This is a genomic window from Actinomyces marseillensis, assembly GCF_900155605.1.
Taxonomy (GTDB): domain Bacteria; phylum Actinomycetota; class Actinomycetes; order Actinomycetales; family Actinomycetaceae; genus Pauljensenia; species Pauljensenia marseillensis.
Window position 1 is genome coordinate 612,449 of sequence record NZ_LT707420.1, and the last position, 21,700, is coordinate 634,148.

10 protein-coding genes and 1 tRNA gene are annotated in these 21,700 nt (G+C 60.4%); 6 read left to right on the forward strand and 5 right to left on the reverse strand.

Annotated features, from left to right (window positions below; translation table 11 throughout):
- Positions 1-13: 13 nt before the first annotated feature.
- Genes BQ8011_RS02635 through BQ8011_RS02645 form a run of 3 tightly spaced genes read right to left on the reverse strand, consistent with a single transcriptional unit; the run spans position 14 to position 6,108 of the window.
- Positions 14-526, reverse strand: coding sequence for a SprT-like domain-containing protein (locus BQ8011_RS02635; RefSeq protein ID WP_072457201.1), 513 nt, complete (start codon positions 524-526; stop codon positions 14-16).
- An 8-nt stretch (positions 527-534) separates the two neighbouring features.
- Positions 535-5,283 (reverse strand): DUF3418 domain-containing protein, encoded by a 4,749-nt coding sequence (locus BQ8011_RS02640; protein ID WP_072457203.1) that lies wholly within the window; start codon positions 5,281-5,283, stop codon positions 535-537.
- A 45-nt stretch (positions 5,284-5,328) separates the two neighbouring features.
- Complete coding sequence (locus tag BQ8011_RS02645) at positions 5,329-6,108, reverse strand: alpha/beta hydrolase (protein ID WP_072457205.1); 780 nt, start codon at positions 6,106-6,108, stop codon at positions 5,329-5,331.
- Between the two features lie 168 nt (positions 6,109-6,276).
- On the opposite strand from BQ8011_RS02645, the gene BQ8011_RS02650 reads away from it, so the two are divergent.
- The 5 genes from BQ8011_RS02650 (at position 6,277) to BQ8011_RS02670 (ending at position 11,101) form a co-directional block, all read left to right on the forward strand.
- On the forward strand, positions 6,277-6,564 hold the full coding sequence (locus BQ8011_RS02650) for a hypothetical protein (protein WP_034500833.1): 288 nt from the start codon (positions 6,277-6,279) through the stop codon (positions 6,562-6,564).
- Positions 6,565-6,585: 21 nt separating this feature from the next.
- Complete coding sequence (locus tag BQ8011_RS02655; protein ID WP_072457206.1) at positions 6,586-7,728, forward strand: VIT1/CCC1 transporter family protein; 1,143 nt, start codon at positions 6,586-6,588, stop codon at positions 7,726-7,728.
- A gap of 118 nt (positions 7,729-7,846) precedes the next feature.
- Positions 7,847-8,596 (forward strand): trimeric intracellular cation channel family protein, encoded by a 750-nt coding sequence (locus BQ8011_RS02660; RefSeq protein ID WP_072457208.1) that lies wholly within the window; start codon positions 7,847-7,849, stop codon positions 8,594-8,596.
- A 122-nt stretch (positions 8,597-8,718) separates the two neighbouring features.
- Positions 8,719-10,092, forward strand: a complete 1,374-nt coding sequence (locus BQ8011_RS02665; protein ID WP_072457845.1) for an amino acid permease — start codon at positions 8,719-8,721, stop codon at positions 10,090-10,092.
- 307 nt (positions 10,093-10,399) lie between these two features.
- Positions 10,400-11,101, forward strand: a complete 702-nt coding sequence (locus BQ8011_RS02670) for an HNH endonuclease family protein (protein ID WP_072457209.1) — start codon at positions 10,400-10,402, stop codon at positions 11,099-11,101.
- A gap of 277 nt (positions 11,102-11,378) precedes the next feature.
- Here the strand turns inward: BQ8011_RS02670 and BQ8011_RS02675 are convergent.
- Positions 11,379-11,451, reverse strand: a tRNA-Arg gene (locus tag BQ8011_RS02675).
- A gap of 253 nt (positions 11,452-11,704) precedes the next feature.
- Here BQ8011_RS02675 and BQ8011_RS02680 point away from each other — a divergent pair.
- The gene (locus BQ8011_RS02680; RefSeq protein ID WP_072457211.1) at positions 11,705-13,651 is read left to right on the forward strand and encodes a solute carrier family 23 protein; all 1,947 of its coding nucleotides are present in this window, start codon (positions 11,705-11,707) and stop codon (positions 13,649-13,651) included.
- 468 nt (positions 13,652-14,119) lie between these two features.
- Here BQ8011_RS02680 and BQ8011_RS02685 read toward each other — a convergent pair whose 3' ends face one another.
- Entirely contained in the window at positions 14,120-21,523 is a 7,404-nt protein-coding gene (locus tag BQ8011_RS02685) for an SdrD B-like domain-containing protein (RefSeq protein WP_072457213.1), read from the reverse strand.
- Positions 21,524-21,700: the final 177 nt, after the last annotated feature.

Consider the following 21,700-nt stretch of genomic DNA (forward strand, 5'->3'; position numbering starts at 1 on the left):
GAATGGACATATGTTAACGCGTGCGCTTCTTGAGCGCACGTAGCTGGCGAGCGTACTGCCCACCCGGCTCACGCGCCTGGCCGTTAAAAGACCACTGGAAAATCCGCGAGGGATCGAAAGTGCGCGAACATGCGCCACAGGAAGTGACCCTGCGGGGCATGGAATACAACTCCCGAACAGCCCCACACACGGGACACACTCCCCTCCACGCGGGGCGAGGTGCAGGCAATCCTCCTGAAAGACGCGCACGATCGGGCGAACCTAACTCGCGGGCTTTCGCCTGCCACACCTCGTCGTGATTGTGACTGGATCCCACAAGGGCGTGGGCGATCTCGTGGAGAATGACTCCGCGAACTGTTGGCGCGTCATACAGGGTGGTCAGCGGCCCAGAGAGGGTGATTTCCTTGCGGGAATGGACGCATGAACCTGCTCGCCTGCGTGCACGATCAAAACGAAAAGACCACTCACTCAAGCCGTGCTGGTTCATCAGCTCGCGCGCCATCTGTTGGGCGTCTTCACGTTCCACGCCTCCCCCTAGATGGCCTCGTGAAGGCGATCGATCGCGGCGAGCATGCGCTGCGGGGAAATCTTGCGTGCGGTTCCAAGTTCTTGAGCGAAGAGGGACACGCGCAATTCCTCGCGCATCCATAGGAGTTCTTCGAATGCGGCCTCGTGGCGCCCATCGAAGGGACGCGTATCCATGAGCTCGCGCAACTCCTCAACTTCCTCGTCAATCTGGGACAAGGCCGCGCGCGATTTCTCGTCGCGAGAAACATCTGCGGGCGAGCGCAGAGCCTTGCGCAGCCGCACGGATTGCGCCTGAATGTAGCGAGGAAGGTTCAGCAGTCGCTCCAGCGGCGTTGCGGCAATGAAACCGTCAAAAACCAGTGAGGACGCGATCGCTTGAACGTCACTGCGCAGGCTCGCATACGCGGGGCCGCTGGCCTCGGCAAGGTGGTCTTGCAGCTGTGCCCAAGATTCCATCGCGCGGACAACTACTTCGATGATCGAGTAGACCTGGTCCTCGTGGCGGTCGCGAATACGCGTGGAAAGATCCTCGAAGGCCGAGGCATCGCGGATCGCCCACAGCCCGCGGTCTCCCGCAAGGGTGTCGCTCAGAGCGCGCACGCTTGCCAATTGCGCATCGGCGATGAGCGCCTCGGTGCTCGGGTACGGCGTGGAGGTGAGCATGAGGGCTTCGCGTCCCGTCCAGCGGGTGGATACGCGCTTTGTGGACAGGCGAATCGCGCGCAGGACAAGGTTCGCAATACCCATACGGTGTTCGCTTCGCGCCTGAGAGGCATTCGCCATGACGCGTACTCCGGCGAGCGGATTATCGCGATCCCCTTGGGGGACGAGCGCCGGGAAAGCGCGGATGAGCAAGCCCTGTGCGCGCGATTCAACTGATTGCGGAAGTGGTGCGCTGGGGAAGGCCTCAAGATTATCCGCGAAGAGTTCCCCTTCGCCGCTTTCCATCGCCGAGGCCGCGCCTGCAGGTGCTGTCAAGCCTGCGTTGGATGCGGGCGGATGGGCGCCGGTTGCGGTTTCTACTTCGGTCGGCACCGCGCCTGCCTGCGGCTCCCCCTGAGTCTGAGCTGTTTTCGCAGAGCGTTTCTGGGCCTCGCTCAGGGCTTGGCGAACAGCGGTGCGCAAGGCACGATCGGTTGCTCCAGCAAGGGTGCGCTTGAGGTAGCCAAGGTCCTTACCACTTCCCAACTCGCGGCCGTCGTGATCGTGAACGACGAAAGTCATCCGCAAGTGATCGGGAAGAGAATCCTCCATCGCGCGCAGATCCGAATCACTGAGGTCAACTCCGCGCAATTCTCGCAGCGCCCGCGTGAATAGTTCGTTGAACGAGGCCGATTGTGCAGTACGTGCGGTGCCGTGTTCAGAAGAAGTAGCCGCGGCTTCGGCAGTGTCGCTTGGAACTGCCGATTCAGGAGAGTGCTTTGCAGGAGTTTGCGCAGTCCCCGCACTCTTGCGCGTGCTTCGCGCTTGCCCGGTTCGCTCGCCCCACGCAGCCAAACGCCCCAAAGCTGCGCTCAAAGACGCGGGGTCTTCCTCTTGAGCCTGCTGCTGCGTAGGCTGCGCTTTCTTTGGCGCAGGGGCATTGAGGTCGACGCGGCCACGACGCACGTCCTCGATCCACGCTGCCACAGTCTTTGCGACCTCGGGAGCCGGGGCAAGTAGGCGACGCTTTGCCTTGGGGAGCGCGCGGATCGCCTCGGTGATGAGTTCTTCACGCATCCCGGGCACCAACCAATCAGTCCCCTCATCGCTCACGCGCCCCAGGGCCTCGATCGGGATCGACATGGAGACTCCATCGCGCGGGGAACCCGGGTGGAACTCGTAGGACAGGGGAAGACGCAGCTCGCCCTGCGCCCAGTGATCGGGGAAGCCATCGCCGGTTTGGCCGAGGCCTCGGGGAAGAAGAAGCTCGGGAGGGTAGTCCAAAAGCTTGGGATCCGTGCGCTTCTTGTCCTTCCACCAACGGTTGAAGTGCCCGGTGGAAATAATCGACGCCGGAAGAATGTCGTCAAAGAACCTTTCAAGCGCCATTTCATCGGCGACGAGGCCGTGGGTGCGGCTCCTGCGTTCCGTTTCGCGTGCACGCTCGATCGCCTCGTCGTTGCGCCGTTGGAAGGCGTGGCGCTCACGCCACTGACCTTGAACAAGGGCATGGCGGATGAACATCTCACGGGCAAGCTCAGCCGCAGTGACAGGGGTGCTGAGGGCCGCTGCGAAGGGGGAGTCACTGGGCATTGCACCACGAATTGAACCCAGGGGAGTGGCCCCCAGGCGTCCGAGAAGAACCGGACGATCCGCGATTAAGGTCAAGCCGTAGAGCATGACTTTTTCTTGGACGTAGGCTGCGCCTCGCGAGGAATTCCAGGTCGGCTCGGAATAGACGCGAGTGAGGAGATCCTTGGCAAGGGGCTCGACCCATTCGGGGCGAATCCGTGCCACCGTTCGCGCGAAAAGCCGTGAGGTTTCAACGAGTTCGGCCGTCATCACCCAATCGGGGTGACCGGTGATTCCAGAACCCGGCCAGATCGTGAAGTGGGTTCCGCGGCTCCCCGTGTAATCGCGAGTCACCGGGTCCCAGGCTCCTAGGCTGGATAAGAGCCCGACAAGAATCGAGCGGTGAATGTCATCCGTATCAACCGCGCTTGTCGATCGTGTATAGGAGACGGCGGCACGCGCGGCTGCGTCGGCGATTCCCGCGCGCGAGGCCTCGTTAACAACATCCTCGGCCGAAGGAATGCCGAGGGGCTCGGTGTGGATGCCGATAGTGCGGGCCATATCGCGTAGTTGGTGGGCAATGTCGCGCCACTCGCGGAAGCGTAGGTAGTGAATGAATTCGGCGCGGCACATGCGCCTAAAGGCCGTGCCTGACAAGTCGCGCTGTTGGATGTGGAGGTAGCGCCAGAGGTTGAGGTAGGTGAGGAAGTCCGAGTGTGGATCGGTGAAACGCGCGTGTGCGGTGTCTGCGGACTCCTGGTGGTCCAGAGGTCGTTCGCGAACGTCTTGAATCGATAGAGCCGCGACGATGATGAGAATTTCCGATGCGCAGCCCGCATCCTTGCCCGCAAGCAACATGCGTCCCAGACGCGGGTCAATGGGAAGACGAGCAAGATCACGGCCAATAGGCGTGAGCTCAAAACCACTTTGCGAACTCGAAGAATTCTCCAAAGCACGAAGTGCCCCAATTTCGACGAGCAGATTGATGCCGTCGCGAATAGCGCGCGAATCAGGAGCATCGACGAAGGGGAAGGAAGCCACATCACCCAAGCCCAAGGCACTCATCTGTAAAATGACGGACGCAAGCGAGGTGCGCAGGATTTCCGGCTCGGTAAAAGGCGGCCTCGACGCATAGTTTTCCGCGGAATACAGTCGAATTGCAATGCCGTCTGCCACACGCCCACAGCGTCCCGAACGCTGGTTTGCGCTTGCTTGCGAGACTTCTTCAATGGGGAGGCGCTGCACCTTCGTCTTGTTGGAATAGCGCGAAATACGCGCCAAACCCGGGTCAATGACGTAGCGGATTCCCGGAACCGTCAGAGAGGTTTCGGCAACGTTCGTTGCCAGGACGACGCGGCGGTGAGAGTGCGCCTCAAAAATTCGATGCTGCTCTGCCGAACTCAGACGTGCAAACAGGGGAAGGATCTCGATATCCGCCGGATTCTTCGAGCGCGACATGTCACGCGGTGCACGGTTGCCGAGGTGGTCGTGAAGGGCCTGCTCAACATCGCGGATATCGCGCTCGCCGGGCAGGAAAACCAAGATATCCCCGGGGCCTTCGGTGCACAGTTCATCAACCGCGTGGCAGATTGCCGTCTCAAGGTCGATCTCGACCCCTGCACCGTAGCCCTCCACAGCGAGAGGATCATCCGCGTCCTCTAAAACCAGTTGTTCGACGCCGCTGCCGGCCAGGATTTCTTCCCCAGTTGCCGAGGCCGTGGGGGAGAGGAGCGCGTTCGTGTCCTTCCCGGAAGTCGAGGAGTACGACGATGGCGTATCAGCGGCAAGCGGGCGATAGCGAATCTCAACAGGAAAGGTGCGTCCCGAAACCTCGATGACCGGGGCTGCCTGGAGCAGCGTACCCTCTCCGATCGGGCCATCCCAGGAGCCAAAGTGCTGGGCAAAACGATCCGAATCGATTGTTGCCGAGGTGATGATGACCTTGAGATCAGGGCGCATAGGGAGCAGCCGCGCAAGGTAACCCAAGATAAAGTCAATGTTGAGGCTGCGTTCGTGGGCCTCGTCAATGATCAAGGTATCGTAGCGGCGCAGCATCGGATCTGACTGGATTTCCGCCAAAAGAATGCCGTCCGTCATCAGCTTGACGAGGGTCGTGGGGCCGACCTCGTCGGTGAAACGCACCTGATAGCCAACGACCTCGCCGGCTTGTTTACCGACCTTTTGCCCCAGTTCCGAGGCGATTCTTTCCGCGACAGAGCGCGCGGCGATACGCCGAGGCTGGGTGTGGCCGATCATCCCGGCGATTCCGCGGCCCAATTCCAAGCAAATCTTGGGGATCTGCGTCGTCTTCCCCGAACCGGTCTCACCCGAAATAATGACAACCTGATGCTCGCGGATGGCCTGGGCGATTTCATCGCGCCTAGCGCTGACGGGAAGATCCGGGAAAGAAATGACCGGAAGCGCAGCGGCCCGAGCGGCAAGCTGTTCGGGCGTGAAAGGACGAAAAGGCGCGGGCGCATGGGCCAGACGGCCCCTGCGTGAGTGTGAGCGCCGACGTCTGGGCTGCTGGGAAGAGGACACCCCTTCAGAGTATCGAAGAACGCCTAGGCCAGCTGGGTGTGTGCGTTACTGGCGAAATTCTCCGCTGGGCTCAGCCCACAGCTGTGCCCACTCCAGCGCGGCCTCGCGCAGGATTTCAGGATGCTCGCCCGCACCAAAGGAGGTTTCGTGGATCAATTCCACGCGCGAGCCATCGGGAAGGCGAAGGAAGGCGTCGCGAGTAAGGTCCACGAGGTCTAGCTCGATATCGTCAGCATCGTGGAGGATCAGGACGGGAGCTCCCGAAGGATCGATGATGCCCGGGTCAACCATCGACAGGTCCGCAAGTGTCTGCTTGGAAATGACGAAAGACTCACGGGGGCCCTCAGAGTCGTCGGGGATCCATGTGCGGCCCGTGTGCTCCAATTCGTCCAGCTGATTGCTGGAGAAAATCGCGCTCCAATCGTAGGAAAGGGGGCCCAGGACAGGTGCCGATAAGAAGAGCGCGGTCGCGTGGCTCAGACGCGCCGCAAGTGCGGTCACCGAGCCGAAAGAGTGGCCGTGAATGAGCTGGTTAGTGAAGCCCTGATCCGCAAGCCAGCCCGATGCTGCCTGGAGGTCTTCGATCTGGGACTCGCGAGAAATCACCTCATCATCAGAAAGGCCGTGCCCCGAATAATCGAATTGCAAAGTCGCGTAGCCCGCCTTGCGGTAGGCGCGCGCGAGATCGTCAAAATGGCCGCCGGAATGACGGTCTGCAAGGAAAGAGTGAGAAAACAGGACAACGGCGTCCCGAGAATCTACAGGCTGAACGAAAGTTCCCGACAGTGTGATCCCACGGGGAGTGTTCATACGTACTTCGCTCATGACTCCACCGTATCGGTTTCTTCTCGGATGCGAAATACCTCATCTCACAACGTGCGAAAAGGTAAACAAGTAGCGAATAGCTTTCGCCACCCACTAGGCTGGTTTCTATTCCAGACTCACATCGCACGACGGTGCGTTTAAGCGCCCGCGTTGAAAGAAAGGCGTCTCGTGGGAACGAAAATGGGAATCGCCGTCGGTTTCGGTATCGGCTACGTCCTAGGAACTCGAGCAGGCCGCGAACAATACGAAAGAATCTGCCATTTCGCCGCGAAAGTGCGCCGTTTCCCCGTGGTCGCACGTCCGCTAGACGCAGCCGGTGAAAAGGTCTCTTCCCTCGTGCGCACCCAGGGAGAGAAGGTCACCGATAAGGTCGCCGATGCCGTCAAGGAACGTCTCTTCCGGATGCCGGCCCAGGCCTCGGAAGACGACGAAGACCTACCGACCTACGCGGACTGAGCGAAAACACGCTGTCGAACAATGACTGAATCCCTCAACACGGCAACTGAGCCCACGCGCGCACAAATCCGCCGCTGGAGGCGCTATCTGGCCGAAGAACGCATGGAGGCACGCACCTATCGCGCGCTCGCGGAACAGCGAACCGGCGAGGAACGCCAAGTGCTTTTGGGCCTCGCCGAGGCAGAAGGGCGCCACGAAGAATACTGGCTCTCTTTGCTGGGCGAACATGCGCTTCCAGCGCCCCACCCGCCGCTGCGTACCCGCATCTCGGCAATGCTCGCCTACATGTTTGGAACGATTTTCGTCCTGGCCATGGCCCAGCGCACCGAACAGCGATCCTCCTATGAGGATGACGATGATGCTCCCGCACAAATGGCAGCCGATGAACGAATTCACGGTGAAGTTGTACGCTCGCTGGCTGAGCGTTCGCGCCAAACTCTGGCTGGGACCTTCCGCGCGGCAGTCTTTGGCATCAACGACGGTCTGGTCTCCAACCTTGCGTTGATTCTGGGCGTTGTCGGTGCGGGTATGAGTACCTCGAATATTTTGACGACCGGTATTGCGGGCCTTCTCGCAGGCGCGCTGTCGATGGCCGCCGGCGAGTGGGTGAGTGTGCGCTCGCAGCGTGAACTCCTTGACGCCTCCATTCCTGATCCCGAGGCCGATCGTTCCCTTCCCTCCCTCGACGTTGACGCGAACGAGTTGGCCCTGCTTTTCCGCGCGCGTGGTGAGGATGCGGAGCACGCTGATGCGCATGCCGCTGAGGTTTTCCGTCAGCTTGCCGAGGCCGAGGGGCGCGTGGGCGAAGACGCCGAGGACACGTACGCTATGCGTCGCCCGATCTTCGCCTCGCAAAATGAGCAGAACGCGGGGGCAAGCGAAGAAGTCGGAACCCCCATTCGGGCCGCGGCCTCGTCGTTTATTTGTTTCGCGACCGGTGCTCTCTTGCCGCTCATCCCTTACATTCTTGGCCTGAACGGAATGCTCGCAGCGGGGGTTGCGGTTGGACTTGTCGGCTTTGCGCTCATGTTCACCGGTGGAATCGTCGGTGTCCTTTCGGGACGGCCGCCCGCACCTCGAGCACTGCGCCAACTTCTCATCGGTTTTGGCGCGGCTGGTGCGACTTTCGCCCTTGGATTGCTTTTTGAGACGAGCGTGGCCTAGGTAGCTTCACCTGGGGCGGGCGGAACTGAGCATGTCCGGGATACTGGGCTTGGCCTCGGCGCTCAATCTTGGGTTCTGAGATCACCCCCGTCGCTCCTTGGAATCTCTTGAGAAGTGGATGACAATAGGGACCGTGCTCGATACCCTCAATCAGACCTTGCCGGATCTCTTCCGCGCCATCGATCTTCTTGGCGTGCTGCTCAACGGGATTCTCGGCGGACGCATTGCGCGTATCAAGCGCTTTGATGCCGTGGGCTTCATGGTTCTGGCAATCATGTGCGCGCTCGCGGGAGGCATGCTCCGTGACATCATGCTCGATCAAGGCCCGCCCGTTGCCCTGACCGATCCCTTCTACTTGGGAACCGCGCTTGTCGGTGCGCTTGTCGCCATGCTCTGGCGCCTGGACTCGCGTTTTTGGCGGATCGCCCTGGTCCTGGCTGATGGCACGGTTTTGGGGTGCTGGGCAGCTACGGGTGCACTGAAGACGATTAATGCTGGGCTCGGTGTCGGACCGGCAATTTTGCTGGGAATTATGACTGCTGTGGGCGGCGGAATGATCCGCGATATCTCGGCTGGAATGGTTCCGCAGGTCTTTGGCGGGAACAATCTCTATGCAACACCGGCCTTCGTCTCTGCCGCGATCATGGCCGCTTTCGGGCAGTCGGGTCTGGAGCAGATCGGCATGTTGATTGCGACAATCGTGGGATCAAGTTTCACGGTTCTTGCACATTGGAGAAAATGGCAGCTTCCGTCGCATAATGACTGGACACTGACAATGACGGCAACGCAGCTTCGTGCACTGTTGCGCTTGCGTTCCGTCGATCATGAAGATGCACAGAAAATTATTGAGGAACGTTCGGATCAATGAGCAATGAGGCACGTACATCGATAACAAATACACAGGCAGCAGCCACAACTGCACAGGGCCAAGCGCCGGTTCTTGGCGGAAACAAGTCCGGCTCGAAGAAGTTTAAGTCCTTCCACCTGCAGATGATGGCGCTGGGTAGCGCGATCGGCGCCGGGTTCTTTGTGGGCACCGGCGTTGCCGTTGCCGAGGCCGGTCCCGCAGTGCTGATCTCCTATATCCTTGCTGCGCTGATCGTTGTTGCCGTGATGTATTCCCTCGCCGAGCTCGCTGCTGCGATTCCTTCCTCTGGTTCGTTCTCAACCTACGCGGAAGCTGGGATTGGACGCTGGGCTGGTTTCACTTCCGGCTGGCTCTACTGGGTCATGCTCATCATGGTGCTGGGATTGGAAATGACCGGCGCCGCGCAGATTTTCACCCACTGGTTCCCGGGCGTTGCTCAGTGGGTCGTGACCTTGGTGATTGTCATTGTTCTGGGCGGGATTAACCTGCTGGCTGCCGGACACTTCGGAGCTGTCGAGGCGGGTCTTGCGGCCTTGAAGGTCCTGGCGATTGTGGCTTTCTTGGCTATCGGTCTGTTCATGCTCATCGGTTTCATCCCGGGGCGTACGCAGGGCTTGCACGAGGCCTTTGTCGGAAACGGTGGCTTTGCGCCCGCGGGCATTTCCGGAATCGCCGTCGGGCTCCTCGCGATCATCACCTCCTTTGGTGGCCTCGAAATCGTCACCATTGCCGCTGCCGAGGCCGATGACGCACGGCGCGCAATGTCGAAGGCAATCCGCTCAGTCATTTGGCGCATTCTGGTCTTCTACGTTGGTTCAGTGACCCTCCTGATTTGCCTGCTTCCGTGGAACTCCGTGGAAATGAGCAAGCGCCCCTTCGCGGCCGTCCTCGAAATGGCGCACTTCCCGGGGGTCGGCGTCATCATGGATATCATCATCTTCACTGCGCTGGTCAGTGCCTTCTCGGCAAATATCTACGCTTCTTCCCGTATCGCCTACTCCCTTGCTTCTCGTGGCATGGGTCCGCGTTGGCTTCTCGGATCGAAGGTGGAAGAAGCCACGCACACTGACGAAGGTGCCATTGAAGTTGCTGCTCTACACGGCGATATTGAGCATGGTCGCACTCCCCGGAACGCGGTTGCGGTCTCGGTTGTGTTGTCCCTGATCTCGGTCGCCCTCAACTGGCTCTTGCCTGCCGTGATTTTGCAGATTCTGCTCAATGCGGTTGGAATGGTCTTGCTCATCGTGTGGATCATGATCGTCATTGCGCAGATCCGCCTGCACCCGTCTTTGGAAGCGCAGGGAGCTCTTTCGCTGCGCGTTCCGGGATGGCCGTGGGTTCCGAGGCTGTCGCTGCTTGGCCTCTTTGCGCTTATTGTCCTCATGCTCTTTAACGCTTCGGGACGTGCACAGCTGCTTGCGATGGGCTCGCTGACGCTGCTTTTGGTCTGTATTTACTTCGTGGACGAGAAGCTGCGTGAGCGGAAAGCTGTGTGAGCGGATAGCGAGTCGCGCATAGATCGGCTGATGTGCGGCCTGAATGCCTGAGCATCTGGATGCCTGGGCGTCTAGGCGCCGGAACGTCTGGGCGTTCGAACAGCATAGAAGTGCACTGGGAAGCCCGTCTCCTTCCAGGGAGGCGGGCTTCTTTTTATCCACAGGGTGTAGGTCCTTTCGGCGTTTTCCACAGATCTGGGTGCTGTAGCGGGAAATGATGACTCCTTGCGGCATAGTGTGAGGGAGGCATGGATGTTGTTTCCCTTAGGGTGTTGGTAGTTCTCAGGAAAGTCGGGAGGTGAGGAAGATGAAACGCACACACAGAGGGCGTCTGATCATTGTGTTCAGTGTCTTCCTCGCCGCTTTTGCGCTGCTGCTGGGATTCTGGTGGCGCGCCTCGGGGTCCACCCATGCAACGGGACCGGCGGATGTGACCTTGGGGAGCGCTGATGATAGTCGCCGCGCGCTTGAAGAACTGCGCGTCATTGAGAAAGGGTCAGAATCAGTCCCGCAATATTCTCGAGATCAATTCGGTCAGCGCTGGGCTGACGTGGACCGCAATGGTTGTGACACCAGAAACGACGTGTTGAAACGGGACCTGCGTGATCTTCAGATGAAGCGAAGCTCACCGCAGTGCGTTGTTGTGTCGGGGGTTTTAAACGATCCCTATACCGGGCGCCAGATCGAATTCCAACGAGGCGAGGATTCCTCCGAGGCCGTCCAGATTGATCACGTTGTTGCCCTTGCGAACGCCTGGAAGAGCGGGGCATGGCAGTGGGATGCAGCGCGGCGTCAAGACTTCGCTAACGATCCATTCAACCTGCTGGCTGTTGATGGGGCGGCGAATCAAGATAAAGGCGCGAGCAGTGCCGATCAGTGGTTGCCGTCCAACAGTGCATACCAATGCGCCTACGTCCAGAGGCAGATTGCAGTGAAAGCTTCATGGGGATTGGGGGTGACCCGGGCAGAAAAGAAAGCAATGACATCGGTTTTGGAACGGTGCCAGTAAGGGAACTTGGTGGGGACCCTGGTTTCTCCGTGTCTTCCTCGAGCAACAAAAACACCAACTTTCCCGTACCATCAGGCCGAAAAGTCAACACTTCAGCAACACGTAGTGTCCACCCTCCAAGTTGGTCGCCACCAACTTCAATACCGACTTTCCCGCAGCACTACACCAAAAAGTCCCCACATAACCAACACGCTTTATCCTTTAACCCGCGTCGGCGCGTTCGAAAGCGGGTAAAGCAAAGCCCCGACCGGTGGGACGCACCGAGCGGGGCCGCTTGCGCGCTCGAAGGGACTCGAACCCCCAACCTTCTGATCCGTAGTCAGATGCTCTATCCATTGAGCTACGAGCGCAAAGCCGATTGATTGGCCGAGAAATAGTTTAAGCACAAGCTGCTCTGACAAGCAAACTCACAAATGCGTCATCAATCACATCCCCTGGTTTTCTGCTTCCCTGTGCCACGGAATTACCGCGCGATATCACGGAAGGAGGTGTGGCCTCGTCAACCAAAGAAATAGCAACGCGAATGGAGGGAACTTTCATTTGCTGGTCAAAATGAGTAAAAATGAAGAGGTCCATTTTTGAGTGACGTGCAGGAGCACAGCCATGGCAAATAGCCAGCCAAAAATGTCCACCATCCACATCGACCCCGTCAATGCAGTCCCTTCTTTCCCCAAGCTCACAATCCTTGGTTTTCAACATGTCCTCGCGTTTTACGCCGGGGCAGTCGTTGTTCCGCTGGTTATTGCCACCGGATTGGGACTCGATTCGGCAACCACTGTTCACCTGATCAACGCGGACCTCTTCACCTGTGGTATCGCCTCGATCATTCAATCTGCAGGACTCGGACCCAAGATCGGTGTCCGCCTGCCGCTCCTTCAAGGAGTCACTTTCACTGCAGTCTCGCCCCTGATTGCTGTCGGTCTGGCGGCAGGCGGCGGAACTCAAGGCCTCGCAACAATGTATGGCTCCATCATTGTTGCCGGTATTGCAACCTTCCTTGCTGCGCCCTTCTTCGCGAAACTGCTGCGTTTCTTCCCGCCTGTTGTCACTGGTGCTTTGCTGACCGTCATGGGCACAACCCTTCTCTCGGTCGCGGCAAATGACATTGTCGCCTGGGGAAGTGCAGCGGCAAAGGTTGGCGCGGACCCCATTCCAGGAACCTTGCGAGGCCTCGCATACGCACTGGGAACCCTTGCAGTCATCGTCATCATTCAGCGTATTTTCTCCGGCTTCATGGCGACTATCGCGGTCCTTCTTGGCTTGGTCGGAGGAACCCTTGTTGCGTGGCTCCTTGGAGACGCAAACTTCTCGGCTGTGGGGGAGGCGGCACCGGTGGGTGTCACCACCCCCTTCTTCTTTGGAATTCCGAAGTTCTCTGTCGCTGCGATCATCTCAATGCTGATCGTCATGGCGATTACGGCGGTCGAGACCACGGGCGACGTTTTCGCCACGGGTGAGGTTGTTGGAAAGCGCATTACTCCCGCGCATATCGCTAATGCCCTGCGTGCCGATGGCCTTTCTACCGCTCTGGGCGGTGTCTTGAACTCCTTCCCCTACACCTGCTTCGCTCAAAACGTTGGTCTGGTGCGTCTGACTCGAGTGAAGTCCCGTTGGGTCGTCACCGCGGCCGGTGTCATCATGATCATCTTGGGTGTACTCCCCAAGGCTGGAGCCGTCGTAGCGTCGATTCCCAAGCCGGTGATCGGTGGCGCTTCCTTGGCGATGTTCGCTGCCGTTGCGGTTGTTGGTATTCAGACTCTGTCCACGGTTGATATGCGCGATAACCGTAATTCGGTGATCGTGTCGACCTCAATCGGTCTGGGCCTGCTGGTGACCTTGAAGCCGGACTTAGCAGGATATGTGCCTTCGTGGGCGCAGATTCTGTTCGGATCCGGTGTGACTATCGGTTCGATCTGCGCGATCATCCTCAACATCATCTTCTTCCACATTGGTCGCAAGCCAGCTCCCGCGGTGTCGATGCTCGATGGTCGTCCGCTGGACTTGGACGCAGTCAATAGCTTGGGCGAAGAGAAGTTCGTTCGCGTGTTTGAGCCAATGTTCTCAGGCGTCACGTGGCCACTAGAGCGAGCATGGGCCCGCGCGCCTTTCGCTAACGTGTCAGAGTTGCGTTACGCCTTCCAAGACGCCGTTGCTCAGGCAAGCCCCGAGGAACAGGAATCACTGATTGCCGGCTACACCGATATCGTTGACCTCCTGTTGTCCGACGAGGCCGATGAGCAGGCTTTGGTGGACACCGGTTCCACCTTGCTGGGTGACTTTGACCCTGCGAAGCAAGAAGAGCTTCGCGTCTTGGGTAAGGCCTACCGCGAACGCTTCAATCGTCCGATGATCGTCTGTGTTTCACGCATTGATTCAGCGGATCAATTGTTGGCTGATGGTTGGCGCCGTGTTGAGAGCTCGGACTTGCGCGAAATGCGTGTGACCCTCAACGAGGTCATTGAGATCGCGGATAACCGTTTCGAAGCCATGGTCGCGGATGCGAATCCGATCCACTCCGCGTGGATGCGCTCTTTCGACCAGCTCGACTGAGAAGCTTTTCAGGCAGCGGCTCATGCCGCCGCTTCTTGGCTAAGGCCGTGTGCCCCTGGGTGCTGCCGCACCCAGGGGCACAGTCGTACCTGTACGGTCCCCAGGGCACGGGGTTGTCGGCGCGCGTTGCCCGGTGCGGCCTCGTTCCCGCGCTCTCTTCTTCTTCCTCCTCCCTCCCTCCTGGTTTAGCTCATTCATTCCGGGCCTATTGCTGTTCTAAGGCGGTAGGTGAGCGAGCTAAACCAGGAATGAGAGAGCTAACGGGGGAAGGGGAGAGCTAAAGCATGACTGCGCGATCTAAGCCGCGGTGCGCGCACTGTTAAGACCGCAGGTTGGGCAGCACAAAGCGAACTCGCAAAAGCACGCCCCTGGAGACATAACGATAAAACACACAAAAAGGGCCGGGCCCCGACTTTCGTCGAGGCCCGGCCCGAGCTTTGCGGTTAGAACCGCACTCGCGTCATGCGATCAGTTGCGACGCTTGCGAGCGGTGCCAAGGACACCCACACCAGCGGTCAGCAACATGGCCGTGAGGATCGCGATCCACTGTGCATCCGAACCGGTCTTCGCCAGGATCGACTTCGCAGGCTGCGAAGGCGTCGGGATCAAGGTGACCGGGAAGTCAATATCCAAGTTGACCTCGCCCTCCGTCACGCTAACGGACTGAGCGGTCGACGCGGCCTCGTAACCGGAAGGAACCTCGATCGACACGGTGTAGGTGCCGGGGAGGACTCCCTCGAAGCGGTAGCGACCATCGGAGTCGGTCGTCGTACGCGCGACCTCGGTGCCGGAAGCATCCTTGAGGATCACGGTCACGCCGGGAACTCCGGGCTCACCATTGTCAACGCCGTTGTGATCCTGATCGTTCCACACGCGGTCGCCGATCGTTGCCGGCTTGACGAAGCCAAAGTCAACGCCCTGGACCGAGGAATCGGTGATGGTCACCGGTGCCTGGGTTGCGCCGCGTCCGGTGTAGGCCTGGGTGTTGGTCAGACCGGCCAAGACGCCCGTGTTCGGATCAACGATCGAGACACGGTAGGTGCCCACTCCGAGGCCAACAAACTGGTAGTTGCCATCGGCATCGGTCACGGTCGTCATGGGGTTGCCATCGTGATTGAGGACGGGGTTGCCATCGCCATCGAGCAGGGCGACAGTCACGCCGGCGAAACGCTCTTCGGTCGAGCTCTTGGAGAAGCTTGCATCGGAGTCACGGTAGATCGTGCCACCGAGGTTGTAGCCGCCCTTGAAGGACGCCGAGGACTCGTTGTTCGTAGGGTTGTCGCCCGCCTGATCCTGGTGGGAGACACGCGCGACGTTCGTGACGAGCGCGCCCGCACCTTCACCGGTGATCTCGACGGTGATTTCGATGGATTGATCATCACCCTTGGCGATGGTCTCTCCGGACAGGTTCCACACGCCGGCGGTCGCATCGTAGGTGCCGTCGCCTTCAGCCTTGACGAACTTAACGCCCGCCGGGAGCTTGTCGGAGACGGTGACACCGGTTGCCACGCCCGGACCATTGTTGGACAGGGTCAGGGTGTAGGTGACCTTCTTACCGGGGGTGAACTCGAAGGTTTCCTGATCGACCTCGTCCGGATCGGTGATCGCCTTCTTGATGGCGGTGTCAGCCGAGATTCCGAAGCCCCAGTCCTGATCAAGGTTCTGGTTCTTCTCGCCCGTCAGAGTCAGGTTAGCCGTGAGCTTCATGGCGGTTGCGAAGGCGGTGGAATCAGCCTTGGTTGCATCACTGACCACGGTCTTGTTCTCAACATCTCCAGCAGGGGAGTGGGTGAGAACGTCGAGCAGCGGTTCGGCGGTCTGGAGAGTCTGAGGATCGATACTCACCTTGTAGTCGCCGGGCAGCAGGTTCTCGAACTTGTACTTGCCATCCGCATCGGTCGTGGTCTCGTAGGTGCGGGTGATTCCACCCGGGCCGGTCCAGGTCAAAGTGACCTTCACGCCGGGCAGCACCTTGTCGCCAGCGTCGGGGGCATTGCCACCATTCTGGTTGACGTCGAGGAACAGCTGATCGCCGATGACACCGGTACCAACGGCACCGAAGTCAATCGTTTCATCCGTCTGATCCTGAGCCAGGGTGACCGAGGCCGTAGCTCCGTTGGAGTCGAGAGCGCGGTCGGTTCCGGCATCCGAGGTTGTGGCCTCGTAGCCTGCAGGTGCCTGGAAGGACACCTTGTAGTCGCCGGGCAGCAGGTTCTCGAACTTGTACTTGCCATTCGCGTCGCTTGTCTTCGCTGTCACGGCATTGCCAGAGGCATCGGTCACGGCGGAGCCGTCCGCGTAGGTCAGGGTGACCGTCACGCCGGGCAGAGCCGGTTCGTCGGTATCCTGAATGCCATCGCGGTTGACGTCCATCCAGGTGTAGTCACCCAGCGAAGCGGGCTTGACGAAGCCGAAGTTCACGTCGATAACGGAACCGGTTTCAGCCTTGATCGTCACTTCAGCGCTGGTCTTGTAGCGACCCGTGTAGGCCTCGAGAGGCTTGGTGCCTGCGAGAGGACCAGAGGTCGGGTTAACAACATCCACCTTGTATTCACCCAGGGGAAGACCCGCGAAGGAGTACTTGCCGTCAGCGTCGGTCACAGCGGTTACAGGGTTGCCATCCTTGTCGAGGACAGGGGTGCCGTCCTTCTTGAGGAGCGCAACGGTAACACCCGAGTAGGGGTTTTCGCCGTTATCAGAGCTGAAGGATGCGTTGGCATCGTTGTAGAGCTTGCCAGCGATCGTGTAACCGGCGGTCAAGGGCACCGAGGAGGTGTTGTCCGCGGTCTTATCACCGAACTGATCCTGGTGTTCGATGGTCGCCGTGTTGGTGACGATCGAACCAGCGGCCTCGGGAGTCACTCGCACGACGATGGTGCGCGTGCGGGTTGCATCCTTCTCGATGACCTCATCGCTCAGGTCCCACTTGCCGGTGGCTGCATCGTAGGTGCCGTCGCCGGTAGAGCTCACGAAAGTCACACCCGTGGGGAGCTTATCCTGCGCGATGACACCGGTTGCAGGGTTGGGGCCCTCGTTCGTCAAGGTGATCGTGTAGGTGACAGTCGTGCCGGGGGTGAAGCCACCCGCGGGCTCGGCTGCCGGATCCGTGATGGTCTTGACGATCGCGGTGTTCGCAGGACCGGTGAAAGCCCAGTCCTGAGAATCGTTGCTCATCTTGCCGGGGCTCAGAGTGACCTTCGAGCTCAGGGAGAGCGTCTGGTTCTCTGAAGGGGTCAGATTTCCTGAAGGAGCGTGGGTTTGTGCGGTGCACGCGGGGCATGCAGTCGTCAGCGAGGCCTGATCAACGGTGACCTTGTAGTCGCCGGGGGCCAGGTTCTCGAACTTGTACTTGCCGTCCGCGTCGGTCGTGGTCGTGAGCGTCTTCTCAACACCCGCCGGAGTCTTGAAGGTCAGCGTCACGGTTACGCCAGCCAGCGGCTTGTCCGGGCCCGAGGGCGCGGAGCCACCGTTGTTGTCGACGTCCCAGAACAGGGTGTCACCAATCGTGCCGTCGGCGACGAGGCCGAAGTCGACGGTCTCATCGTTCTGACCCTCGGTGAGCGTTACGGAGCTGTCGGCGCCGTTGGAGTCCTTCTCGCCGTCCGCAGCCGCGTAGCTCTTGGTCGCGGAGTAGCCGGCGGGAGGAGTGAAGGTGACCTTGTAGTTCTCCTCGCCCGCGTTCGCGACGATCCGATCGACGTTCGGCATCAGGTTCGTGAACTCGTACTTACCGTTGGCATCCGTGGTCACAGGCTTGACGGGGTTGCCGTCCAGGTCGATGACTGGGTTGCCGGCACCGTCCGTCAGAGTGACGGTGACGCCGGCGACGCCGAACTCGTCCGCGTCCTGGATGCCATCCTTGTTCGCGTCGAACCACACGAAGTTACCCACCGAGGCGGGCTTCACGAACGCAAAGTCGACCTTCGTGGCGTTGGGCGCGGCACTCGTCAGGGCGATCGGGGTCGGCGTGACGAGCTTGCCCTTGCCGGCCTCGCTGCGCCTGGTTGACGAGCCGTAGCCGTAGGTCTGCTTGTAGTCGGCCAGGTTCACGTCGGTGCCGTCAACCTTCGCATCACCCGCAACGACCTCGACCTTGTACGAGCCCAGCGGCAGACGGGTGAAGGTGTACTTACCGTCGGCGTCGGTCTTCGTGGTGATGTCGGCGCCGGACGAGTCCTTCACCGGGTTGCCGTCCGCGTCGAGCAGACGAACCGTCACACCCTCGAAAGGACTATCGAGGACGGGCGAATCGTTGAACCAGGTCGCATCCTTGTCGTTGTAGATGGTGCCCGAGATGGTGCCGCCCACCTTGAAGGTCGCGCTGTCCTTGTTGTTGTCCGGGTTGGAGTCGATCTGGTCGAACTTACCCAGCGTCGCTGTGTTCGTGATGGTCGAACCCTCGGTCGAGGGCTTGACCTTCACGAGGAGATACAGCGTCTCGGTACCACCAACGTTGAGGTTGGTGTCGAGGATGCCGGACTCCATCGCACTCCAGGTACCGGCCGCCGCATCGTAGTTGGCGGTCGCGTAGACCGGGCCGGTGCAGGGGTTCGTCGCACCATCCTGGCAGATACGCGTCTCGGAAGACACGTACTCCACACCAGAAGGCAGAGCGTCAGCAACGTTCATACCCGAGGCGACAGCAGGGCCCTTGGCCTTCAGGTTCACCTTGTACAGCATGTAGTCACCCGGCATGATCGGGTCCGTCGACTCAACCGTCTCGATGACGCCGTTAGCGTCACGAACCGGCTCGTCGCCGTTCATCTTCGCCCGGGCAACCGTCTTCTTCAGTTCGACGTCGGAGGAGACGTTGATGCCGACCTTGGGGGCCTCGTTGGGCAGCAGATAGGACACCTTGCCGTTCTGCATGGAGCCACCGGACATGGCCACGGAGTTCCAGGCGATGAGGTTGGCGTTGACCGGGGAGGTCATGGTCGCGACGAAGCGGATCTTCTCACCCGGCTCGATGTCGCGGTTCATCACCAGGCGGAAGCCGGTGATCGTCGTCAGGTCGGCGGGAGCGTCGCCCCACGCATTGGGGGTACAACCGGCGGGGGCGTCATTCATGGCGCCACCCGCGGAGAGGACCTCGCCGCGGCAGGGGTTGGGAACCGTCGAGTACTGGACCGTGATGTCCGAGGCCGGAACAGCCGTGACCTCGGGATCGCGACCCGGCTTCTCCTTCACCGACTCGAACGCCCACGCCGTGGAGTTCAGGTTCGGCTTCCAGTGGGAGCCACGGGCCTGCGAGGAGGCGGGGCCGACACCCACGTCGTTCAGGTGGGGAAGGATGTCGTAGGCAACGACCTTGGTCAGCGGGGTGTTACCCGCGTTGGAGATCGTGAAACGGTAGGCGCCATCGGCACCCGGGTCAATCTCGGCGACCTCGCCGGCCGGAACGAAGTCGGGGTTCTTATTACCCTTCACTTCCTTCTCGATGGCCATCGAGGGGGTCGTGGCGACGTTGAAGTCCCTCGCGGCGTTACAGATGTAGTCGGTCATCGAGCCGTTCTTGTTCACGTCGAAGGTGTCGACCGCGCGGCTACCGATGCAGTAGTTCGTGTTGCGCAAGCTCTTATCCTCGGTGGTCGCCTTCGCGCCGTCGCCGGGCATGAACGCCATGGCGTCGTTCGTGTTCTTACCAGCCGGAGCGGTCGCAAGCACGTTCACGTCGAAGGTCGAGTACAGGCTGCCCTCGACCGGATCCGGAACGTTCCAGCGAATCAGGGTACGGCCGGTGTTGTTGAAGTTCTTCTCGATCTCCACCGTAACCTTGCTCAGGTCGTAGGGGGTGCCGTCGGGATTCTTCAGCGTCGAGCGCTTCTCGGGAACAATCTTGGAGACATCGTCCACATCAAAGCCCTCGGGCAGGAGGTCCACGATCGTGAACGGAGTGGGCGTGCCACCCTCGGACTTCGCCTTAGCGGTGCCGTTGATGAAGAACTGTGCGGGCTTCCCCACGACCACCGGGTTGGTGCGAACGACCTTGTAGGCCTGCACGGAGGGGAACTCGTCGCGCACGCGCATCCAGGAGCAGAGGTTGTCGTTCTGGACGAGGACGCGGCCGCTGTCCTTGTCGGTGACGGTTCCGCTCGCGCAGTTCTGGAAGCGCACATAATCCGGGGAGGCCACGTAGTTGTAGTATCTCTCCGGCTGCGACGCGGGGTTGTAGTGAGAGGCGAAGTCTGCGGGTTCAGTCTTCGGGAAATCCGTGGGAACGGTTCCGTGCAGCCACGCCGAGGGGCGGGACTGCGGAGCGGCGTCCGTGTCGATCGTGAAGCGGGTGATCCACTCGCCCTCGGGAAGCGTGAGGCCTGTGGTCTTGTTGTAGACCACGGTTTCATGGTTGCCCTTGTTGGTCCAGTACTCCAGCTTCCAGCCGCCGTTATCCTCGTACCCGGACTTGCTGAAGACGGTGAAGCGGTAGGGGCTGACCATGGTCGGGGTATCGCAGGAGTTTCCCGAGGCCTTGGCATCCTGGGAGGACCAGGTGCAGGGAAGCGTGTCCTCCCAGCGGAAGTGCAGCACGGTGTTACCGGTGTTGTCGCCGCCGAAGCGCCACTGGTAGAGGCCTCCGCGTACCTGGTACGCCCAGTCGTTACCGGCCTTGGAGATGCCGCCACCTGGCTTGCGCTCGGCGAAGCCGTGGCTGATCTCGGAGCTCTTGGTGACGATGGTCGAGGGGTCGTTCATGACCTCGGCGCTAATGGTCGCCTTGTTGGTGACCGTGTCGGCGGTCGTGACACTACCCGCGGGGTACTTCACGGTGACGGTCGACTCGATCGGGTTCTGCCAGAACCACTTGTCGTAGGACCAGGTGACGGTATGGGTGGCCGGATCGTACACGCCGCCGTCGGAGGCCGTGACGAAGACGGCCTTGGCGGGCAGCGGGTCCACAACCTTGATGTTCTGGACACCCACGAAGCCGAGGCCGTTGAGGCCGTTCTTCAGCGAGGAGCCGTTCCAGCGGATGCCGACCTTGTTGGGGTTGGTCTGGTCGATCTGCTGGTAGCCGTAGCGGAGCCTGTAGGTCGTCTCGCCGCCGGCCGCGGGATAGTTGGAGGGATTCGTGGGGCCGCTCTTCTCGATGGCGACGTCGGTGGTGGCCGTCCACGTGGTGGTGAGCGCCTGCTCGACCGTCTGGGCGTTAGCCGCCCGGAAGGTCACCGTCTGGTTCGTCGTGGAGTTGTTCGGCGCGTCATAGTAGTCGTAGTGCCAGGTGACCTGGATTCGATCGGACGTGCCGGCGGGCAGCGGGTCCTTCAGCTTGAAGATGTAGTGCTGCACGCGGGTGCCGTCCGGGGTCTTTTCCGTCGAGTTCGTCGTCTTGGTGACGCTGTCGCCGGTGACGGGGACGACCGTGTAGCCGCGCTCTGCGAGCTTGAGGCCGGCCGGCGTGATGGGGCCGGGCAGCGTGAGCTCAATTTCGGCGCCTTTACAGGGGGTGGTGACCGAGGAGCAGGAGAAATTGATCGTCGTGATCTGATCGTCGTGGATGCGCAGGGTCGGTTCATCGTTGACGACGTTCAGGGCCAGGGTCGCCTGGTCGTCCGCGACCGCACGGGCGCGGCGCGTGCGAGGGGTGTTCGCGTCTGCGCTCACTCCTGCGTTCTGTGCTGAAATCTCTGCGGGGGCTTCGGTATTTGTTGCCGGAGCAGGGGTTTCCTCAGCGGAGGCGCCGCTTGCTTCTTCGGTCGTGGCGTTTTCGCTGCCTGTATCCGAGGTTTGGGCTGCCTGAGTGGTCTCGCTGCTGTTATCAGCCGCTACGCTCCCGTATAGGGGGCTGAGCGGCGTGAACAGTAGCGAAAGTGTGGCAATACTTGCCGCACCAGCTATACGCACACGCGTATTGAGCAGTCGAGGGTGTGTCATGGAAATCTCTCTCATCGCACAATTTATAGGGATACAAGCTTTAATTTACTTTCTGCGTGCCACCTGGGCAATTGTTTGTGTATTTCATCATTGTGACGAAAAGTGCTCAGACAAGTGGGTGACGGTGCAACAAGGTGCCAGCCTACCGAAATAGGCATAGAAAAACCCCGAGTTTTC